The following is a 6212-nucleotide window of genomic DNA, read 5'->3' on the forward strand; positions in this document are numbered from 1 at the left end:
GAAAGATATCGCCGCCTTCAGCAAAGCCGATATAGTTGAGCGCTTCACTTTCTTCTATTAACGAAGCGGCTAACCTAACCTGCTCATTACCCTTAATACTTTCACCGCCAACATTTAACAGTGCCACCCGGGGATTTTCAACGCCTTTGGTAATTTTTGCTAATACTTGGCCCATGATTGCAAACTGAAGAAGATGTTCGGCCGAACTATCAACATTTGCACCTAAGTCCAGAACGAAACAGCCACCACCTTGAGAAGGAAACATTTTAGTAATCGCGGGCCTATCTATACCGGGAAAGGTTCCCAGTATTGATCGCCCTAACAACATCAAAGCACCGGTATTTCCTGAGCTTACACAAGCTTGAGCTTGACCAGACTTGACCAGTTGGAGTGCCACAGCCATCGAGGAATCTTGCTTACTGCGCAGCACACGAGAAGGACGGTCATCCATAGAGACAACGGTTTCGGCGTGAACAATCGATATTGATGGATTTTCTGGGTAGGAGTGCAACAAAGCCTCCAATTCAACCTGTTTTCCAACAAGGATGATATTGAAGGCTTTGCTTTGGCAGCTGGCTGCCGGAGACGCTTGAGAAGCATCATTTGACTGAAGCTTTTCAAGATAGGCAAAAACAGCAGGGACAACAACCTGAGGGCCATCATCGCCACTCATTGCATCAACTGCAATGGTGATTCCTACAGACATTTCGCCGTCTTCAGAAACTAGTATTTACGTACTAGTCTTCTAATGTCTCAATTACTTTCTTGCCACGGTAGAAACCGTCAGCAGAAACGTGGTGACGCAAGTGCTTCTCACCTGTAGTTGGATCTACAGATAAAGTTGCAGTGCCTAGCGCGTCATGTGAACGACGCATGCCACGTCTTGAACGAGTTTTCTTACTTTTTTGAACAGCCATATTTGTTCTCCCGCGGGTATTTCAAATCAATTGATGAGCTTAGCTCACCGATTATTTCTTTAAATTCAGTTCTGAAAGCACGCTGAAAGGATTCTCTTTGGTCTCTTCGACCTCACTTTCAACACTCTCTTCAATATCACCTTCGTTATACTCTTCAGGTTCGCAATCATCATGATAAGCGAACATTGGCAAACTCAGGATCAATTCTTCTTCTATCACATCCAGTAAAACAAGCTTTTCATCTTCCACCAATAAAGGTTCATAAACACGCGGAAGGTTTTGCGCTTGCTCGTCACTCATTACAATTCCGAGCTGAAACTCAGAACTTATTGTCTTTTTGACCGGATGTAAGCAGCGCTGGCAAAGCAAGTTCAATTCAGCTGAAAGCTTGCCCTTCAATATACGCAGCCTTTGCTCATCCCGTCCAAATTCCAAGTCAATATTAACGACACCCTCAGAATCCACTAACATTGAAGTCAGCCTAGACATGAGATGTACCGCTATATGCCCCTGCAAATCCTTATTCTGGTCTGCATATTTAAAGGGGTCGAGCGTCTTGGGTAACGAGTGATCAGACATAAGCGCGCAATTCTAGGGCCGAAGACCTGTATTGTCAAAGGAAATAAGTGTATTTTTGACATTGATTTAAAAAGACAAGCGCTTTTTGTTGGCCACTGCGCTTTAGCAATGCAACTTCCTGCAATACAAGGATATCTATGGACATCGTACTCGCCTCTTCCAGCACCTATAGAAAGGCGCTTCTAGAAAAAATAATTCAGCACTTCAAGTGTGCATCTCCTGACATTGATGAGTCTCACCTCCCTAATGAAAACTATAAGGAAATGGCCGAGCGTTTATCCATAAGAAAAGCGCAAGCACTGGCTGCATCCCACCCTAATTCGCTAATCATTGGCTCTGATCAAGTCGCATGCTTGGGCGAGCAAATACTTAGAAAACCCCTAAATAAAGAACGCAATCTTGAGCAGCTAACACTCTGCCAAGGCAAAACTGCATACTTTTATACAGGCTTGTGCCTGCTCAATACGAAGACCGGCAAATATCAAAGCGCTGTTGAAAGCTACGCCACCAAATTTCGTAAGCTAAATGAGCAGCAGCTAATCAATTATATAGAACGCGAACAAGCCTATGATTGTGCGGGAGGCTTTAAAATGGAAGGCTTGGGCATATCGTTATTTGAGTCTATTGAGGGCAAAGATCCAAACATACTGATTGGACTACCTTTGATTAGGCTAATCGACATGCTCGCTAAAGAAGGCGTATCTATCCTTTAGCGCTTTTCAAGAATCACATTCATTCGGGTTTGCAGCACCTTTATATAACCCTTCGATAGCGCCATAGAAACCGCTGGGCTTAGTGCTGCATCTTTATGCTGCTCTAGCTGCAGGTATTTGGGCCAGGCAGCTTCTTCTGCGTGATTTAAGAAGCTTTCCAACACAGGAAACTCGAAACCTTCAATATCCATTTTAAGCAGCTCGAGTTTGTCAATATCAGCAAGCGCCAAAATCTCACTAATAGTCAAACCCTTTACATCAATTGAAGTGCTGACTCTCTCAGGGTGCTCAACCCCTTCCGACAAAGAATTACAACCTTGGTTCACCTCATCGAGATAGAGTTTAACCAATGAGTTTTGCGGGCTAGCCGCAAGCTGCAAACACTTACAGCGAGATTGAAGCTGATTAAATTCGACATGCCGCTGCAAGCGAGCAGCGAGCTCTGGGTGCGCCTCTACAGCAACAAGCTTTAGGTCTTTCCGCTCCCACGCAAGTAGCAAACCATAACCGCCGATATTCGCACCTACATCTAGAACTGTAGCCCCATCACTCAAGACGGACGCCAAAAAACGTCGCTCCTGGCCATCGAGCAAGCCAGGCATAGTTAATAAGCGCTTATCGGATAAGTTTCCTTTGGGAAACAACCTGAACTTTAAACCTTCTACCTGAACATCGATAGGTGATTGCTTGCGCATCAATACAGGCTTTCGCATTAGAAAGGCTAGACGCTTAGCAAACCAGTTATTGACCGGTAATTGGTGACAAATACCGAGCAAAGCCTGACACCATGAAGGTAAACGATACCTTCCGAAAGGGAGATTATTCATAGAAAAAGGTCAATTATTTCGTTTCAACATTTCGCCAAGTAGGAGGAATAGCCAAGAGTCGCCCCCTGCTACCCCTCTGCGAGGCACAGCAGCCCCCACTTATAACATTTATGATTCCTTAGATCCTTCCTTTTCTGGCTTAGCCGGCTCTTCCTTTTTGCTGTCACCAATTATTGATTTACCCGGACATACCTTAAATACCGGGCAAGACTTACAACCAGAAACCATTGCGATTGGACATAGTGTCATTTTCTCTCTCCATCTTTTTTATAGACTCTAATCACTTGAGCCCTTATGAATCTTAATAATTTTGAATTGTTCTTTTCTTACTGTAGCTCGAGAGACTGAAAAGCCTCCCACTCCTGCCATACCGGCAGAACACTTTTTGGCAATGAAGGAATACGCCCAAGTTCAGCCCAGCGATATTCAGGCGAATGAAAGTCACTACCGATTGAACCTTTCAACCCCATTCGCTGACACAAATCACTAAGCATCCCGACTTCCCCTTGCTTCTGCCCTGAGGTAACTACCTCAATGCCTTCGCCTCCCTGCGCTTTAAATTCTACCAACATATTGCGCAGCTTAGTCAGGGTCATATTGTATTTTCTGGGGTGGGCAACGACAGCACTCCCCTTTGCGTTAACAATACTATTTACCATGTCTTTTAGCTCTGGCCATAAACTTTTTACATCGCCAACCTTCCCCGCACCCAGATACTTTTTAAAGGCTTCGTTATGATCGCTAACATAAGCTAGGTCAATCATCGCCTGTGCAAAATGAGGTCGGCCAGGGATCCCTGACTGAGTCAAAGCCCGAGCAGCATCTAACAGGCCTGGAAAGCCTTTTTTTTCTAGTTTTTCTGCAATTAGCTCTGCGCGTTGATGACGTGACTGTAACTGCTTTGCTTCAATTTCCTGCATCAAGCCCGAATTCAAGTCATAGTTGTAGGCAAGAACGTGGATGGTAAAGTTTCCCCAAACACATGAAAGCTCGATTCCGGGCACCATTGAAATCCCTTCAACATTTGCTGCGTCAAAAGCTTCTTGCTGACCGGCGACGGTATCGTGGTCAGTTAGAGACAAGAGTTTCACACCATTTGCCGCAGCCCTTTGAATAAGCTCTGTAGGGCTCAAACTGCCATCCGATGACAGGCTATGGCAATGTAAATCTATTGGCGAACGGTTCATAACTCTCCACGATTATCTAAGGTTGGTGTCATTCAGGTTTAATAAAAGCATGTTATGTAAAGATGGTAAGTTTGAACCTTCACAGTTTCCACATATAATCACCAACCTGTAAGCTTATTCACGTACTATTTGTACAACCTTTTAATACGGAACAACGCAATCACCTTATGAGCGAAAATACTATCGACACCTCAACACAGCCAAAGAAGCCTGCACAAAAACAGCAAACCAGTCATTTGTTACTTGAGCTCGCAATCTGCGTTATTTTACCTACCGTTATTCTAAAATATCTGAGCGGCGATGATAGCCTGGGACCTGTATACGCACTAATTTTTGGCCTTTCCTTCCCACTACTCTTTGGTATTTACCAGTTCATCAAAGAGCGAAAATTCGGATTCATCCCAGCGTTAGGCTTTATTAGCATTCTACTCACCAGCGGCATTGGCCTATTGGAACTCGATGCAAAATATATTGCAATCAAAGAAGCCAGCATACCATTGATCATTGCTATAGGTACGATTGTTTCACTAAAAACCAAGTACCCCTTGGTCAAAACATTTATTTATAACGACAAGATTCTGCAAATTGATAAGGTCGATGAAGCTCTCGACAAAAGTAATAACCAAGGCGCTTTTGAACGTGTCTTAAAAACAGCCACTTATATACTAGCGGGCTCTTTCATGCTTTCCGCTGCTCTAAACTATGCATTGGCAAAGTACATAGTCGTCAGCCCTTCGGGAACTGCCGAGTTCAATGACGAGCTTGGTACAATGAACCTGCTTAGCTACCCGGTTATTACAATACCCTGCGTCATCGTGATGATATACGCAATGCTCTACCTCTTTAAGCACATAAAACGATTAACGGGCTTGGATTTTGAAGACATCATCCATCAATAGCCTTAGAATGCTTTAATTAGTCTACGACCAAACATTGAAACAATAGAGAAACACATGTACTACGCAATTATCTCCCAGGATATCGAAAATAGTTTAGAAAAGCGCAAATCTGCAAGACCTGCTCATTTGGCAAGACTAGAAGAACTAAAACAACAAGGCCGCTTATTTGTTGCCGGCCCACACCCTGCGACTGACTCGGAAGATCCAGGTGAAGCAGGTTTTACAGGAAGTTTGGTAATAGCAGAGTTTGGTTCTTTAAACGAAGCCCAAGCATGGGCAGACCAAGACCCTTACGTTGCAGCCGGCGTTTATGAAAACGTTACGGTTAAACCATTTAAGAAAGTTCTACCTTAGTTAGAACACTTATCAAGCGACCTAAACCGGGGCTAACGCTACTGACTTTACGACTCGTTGTTTAAAACGGGCTTACTACGAAATACAGGATACAAATCGTGAAAACATCATTCCTTTCAAAGATCGCGGCCTCTATATGCTTACTCGCGTTGGCTATCAGCTCTGCATCAGCTGAAACTATGTACATAGACGACACCCTTTTAGTTCCCTTACGCAGCGGCGAAGGAGTCGGGTTTAGGATTGTCCACAAAGGACTTAAGAGCGGCACCAAGCTGGAAATTATTGAAAAGCTGAGCTCTGGCTACGCACACGTTAAAACGCCAAGCGGCATAGAAGGCTATCTGCCTTCTAGATATCTAACGGCGCAGCCTATTGCTAAAGTTAAGCTAGCCCAAGCTAATCAGGAGTTAGCTAAACTAAAAGCTAACTACGAAGAAACTCAAACTCAACTGGCCAACTTGAAAAAGAAGCACCAGAGTCTTAGCAAAGAACATACTCAAACCACTTCAGAGCTTAATGCTAATAGCAAAGAGCTAAAGAACATTAAGTCTATTTCGGCCAATGCCCTTAATCTAGATAAGCGAAATCGTGAGCTTAGAGAAAGTAATGAGCAGCTTAGAAACGAATTAGAACTGATCCAAACCGAGAATCTTAGATTAAAAGATAAGTCAGATTCTAACATGATGTTAATCGGGGGTGGCCTGGTAACACTTGGTGTAATTCTAACTTTATTAAT

At 43.8% G+C, this 6212-nt stretch carries 9 protein-coding genes and 1 pseudogene; 4 read left to right on the forward strand and 6 right to left on the reverse strand.

Annotation, left to right across the window (positions count from 1 at the left end; all coding sequences use genetic code 11):
• The 3 genes and pseudogenes from A3761_RS17180 to A3761_RS17190 all read right to left on the reverse strand — a co-directional run.
• Positions 1-706 (reverse strand): annotated as a pseudogene (locus tag A3761_RS17180) (phosphate acyltransferase); the annotation flags it as partial.
• Between the two features lie 31 nt (positions 707-737).
• On the reverse strand, positions 738-917 hold the full coding sequence (gene rpmF, locus A3761_RS17185; protein ID WP_068506763.1) for a 50S ribosomal protein L32: 180 nt from the start codon (positions 915-917) through the stop codon (positions 738-740).
• Between the two features lie 51 nt (positions 918-968).
• A complete protein-coding gene (locus A3761_RS17190) occupies positions 969-1496 on the reverse strand; it encodes a YceD family protein (protein WP_068506765.1) in 528 nt (175 codons plus the stop codon).
• Between the two features lie 137 nt (positions 1497-1633).
• Between A3761_RS17190 and A3761_RS17195 the strand changes: the two genes are divergently transcribed.
• A complete protein-coding gene (locus A3761_RS17195; protein ID WP_068506768.1) occupies positions 1634-2209 on the forward strand; it encodes a nucleoside triphosphate pyrophosphatase in 576 nt (191 codons plus the stop codon).
• Here the strand turns inward: A3761_RS17195 and A3761_RS17200 are convergent.
• The 3 genes from A3761_RS17200 to A3761_RS17205 form a co-directional block, all read right to left on the reverse strand.
• Positions 2206-3036: an FkbM family methyltransferase gene (locus A3761_RS17200; protein ID WP_082865233.1), complete on the reverse strand. Its 831-nt coding sequence runs from the start codon at positions 3034-3036 to the stop codon at positions 2206-2208. The genes A3761_RS17195 and A3761_RS17200 overlap by 4 nt on opposite strands.
• A gap of 108 nt (positions 3037-3144) precedes the next feature.
• The gene (locus A3761_RS27835) at positions 3145-3285 is read right to left on the reverse strand and encodes a hypothetical protein (protein ID WP_197469960.1); all 141 of its coding nucleotides are present in this window, start codon (positions 3283-3285) and stop codon (positions 3145-3147) included.
• Between the two features lie 77 nt (positions 3286-3362).
• Positions 3363-4223: a PHP domain-containing protein gene (locus A3761_RS17205; protein ID WP_068553588.1), complete on the reverse strand. Its 861-nt coding sequence runs from the start codon at positions 4221-4223 to the stop codon at positions 3363-3365.
• 167 nt (positions 4224-4390) lie between these two features.
• On the opposite strand from A3761_RS17205, the gene A3761_RS17210 reads away from it, so the two are divergent.
• From A3761_RS17210 to A3761_RS17220, 3 genes are all read left to right on the forward strand, one after another.
• Positions 4391-5122: a VC0807 family protein gene (locus A3761_RS17210; RefSeq protein WP_068511596.1), complete on the forward strand. Its 732-nt coding sequence runs from the start codon at positions 4391-4393 to the stop codon at positions 5120-5122.
• A 54-nt stretch (positions 5123-5176) separates the two neighbouring features.
• Complete coding sequence (locus A3761_RS17215; protein WP_068511593.1) at positions 5177-5476, forward strand: YciI family protein; 300 nt, start codon at positions 5177-5179, stop codon at positions 5474-5476.
• 98 nt (positions 5477-5574) lie between these two features.
• The coding region (locus A3761_RS17220; RefSeq protein ID WP_231881248.1) for a TIGR04211 family SH3 domain-containing protein at positions 5575-6212 on the forward strand (638 nt) is incomplete at its 3' end.

Source organism: Oleiphilus sp. HI0123 (assembly GCF_001635315.1).